The sequence below is a fragment of the Streptomyces sp. NPDC002130 genome, assembly GCF_040296465.1.
Taxonomy (GTDB): domain Bacteria; phylum Actinomycetota; class Actinomycetes; order Streptomycetales; family Streptomycetaceae; genus Streptomyces.
The window spans coordinates 1-1,608 of sequence record NZ_JBEOXI010000726.1; the positions used below are offsets into that span (position 1 = coordinate 1).

General features: G+C 60.6%; 3 protein-coding genes. 1 reads left to right on the forward strand and 2 read right to left on the reverse strand.

Annotated features, from left to right (window positions below):
• Positions 1–321: amino acid permease (locus tag ABT116_RS44865; protein ID WP_351646769.1), on the reverse strand; the 321-nt coding region annotated here is incomplete at its 3' end.
• Positions 322–572: 251 nt separating this feature from the next.
• Between ABT116_RS44865 and ABT116_RS44870 the strand changes: the two genes are divergently transcribed.
• Entirely contained in the window at positions 573–1,244 is a 672-nt protein-coding gene (locus ABT116_RS44870; RefSeq protein ID WP_298772825.1) for a DNA alkylation repair protein, read from the forward strand.
• A gap of 5 nt (positions 1,245–1,249) precedes the next feature.
• Here the strand turns inward: ABT116_RS44870 and ABT116_RS44875 are convergent.
• Positions 1,250–1,608: helix-turn-helix domain-containing protein (locus ABT116_RS44875; RefSeq protein WP_351646771.1), on the reverse strand; the 359-nt coding region annotated here is incomplete at its 5' end.

A 1,608-nucleotide genomic window follows, 5' to 3' on the forward strand; every position in this document is an offset into this window, starting at 1 on the left:
GGTTGGGACGTCGATGAAGGCTTTGAGATAGTCGCCCGAGAAGGCGAGGGCGAGTCCCGCCGCACTGGTTACGCCGGCCGCCAGCATCGAGAAGCCGACAAGGAACGAGATCAGTGGTTTCCGATACGCCCGTTGGGCGAAGACGGCTGCGCCGCCCGCTCGCGGATATTTGGTGACCAGTTCGGCATACGACGTTGCTGTCAGCAATGCCATGACGAGCGCTACGAGCAGTGGTACCCAGACGGCTCCACCAACTTCACCGGCGATGACGCCCACCAATGCGTAGATGCCGGCGCCCAGGACGTCTCCGAGGATGAACATGAAAAGGAGTGGGCCGGTTATGGCCCGAGTGAGAACGTTCTTACCGCCGCCTTCATCTCCGCGTGTGGTTTCGTCCACGTTCTCAGCACCCGCGGCGCGTCGCATATGCAAGGTTCGTCCTGTCTTCATGGTGGCGTGCCGCCACCTCAGGAGCAGACATGTACCCAGTGGTCGAAGTTTCAAACGTGGGTCGCTCGCCTTCTCGTGCTTTGCTTGTAGGTGAATCGCAGAAATAGTGACTGGAGGACGACGTGGCTGAAACGACGGTTGCCGCGGTGATGGACGAGCTGGCTGCGCTCGAGGATCCGAAGGCGCGCGCGGTGAACGAGAAACACGGTGACGATCACGGTGTGAACCTTTCAAAGCTGCGCGCTGTTGCGAAGCGATTGAAGACTCAGCAGGAACTCGCACAACAGCTTTGGGCAACGGGCGACACCGCAGCGAGACTGCTTGCCCTTCTGATCTGCCGCCCGAAGGTGTTCGAGCGTGACCAGTTGGACGTCATGTTGCGTGAGGCCCGTACTCCCAAGGTGCAGGACTGGCTCGTCAACTACGTGGTGAAGAAGAACCCGCACGCGGAGGAATTGCGGGTGGCCTGGACCGCAGACTCCGATCCTGTGGTTGCGAGCGCCGGCTGGGCCCTGACTACCGAGCGCGTAGCGAAGAAGCCTGAGGGACTTGATCTTTCAGGATTGCTCGACGTCATCGAGGCGGAGATGAAGGATGCTCCTGATCGCCTGCAATGGGCGATGAACCACTGCCTGGCTCAGATCGGGATCGAACATGCCGAGTTCCGGGCCCGCGCAATCGACATCGGTGAGCGTCTGCGAGTGCTCGAGGATTACCCGACTCCGCCGAACTGTACCTCGCCGTTTGCGCCGATCTGGATCTCGGAGATGGTGAGCAGACAGAGTGAGAAGTAGGTCGACTACCGCGACGTTCGAAACTGCGTCCGGTATCGCTGTGGACTGGTACCGACCAGGTCTCGGAAGCGTTCGCGGAATGTCGTGACGGCATTGAACCCGACTTGTCCCGCAACACGTTCGATCGAGTGGTCGGTAGTCTCGAGCAGAAATTGCGCTTGGCGGAGCCGCGCGTGATGGAGCCACTGCAACGGCGTCGTACCGATTTGTTCCTGGAACCGGCGGTTGAGCGTGCGGGTGCTCATCGTTGCCTTGGCCGCGATCGCCGTGATGTCGAGCTGCTCCCCGAGATTCTCCTCCATCCAGTTCAGTAGTGGTCGAAGGGTTGCCCCGCTGGGTACGGGAGGTTCGTGGACGATGAATT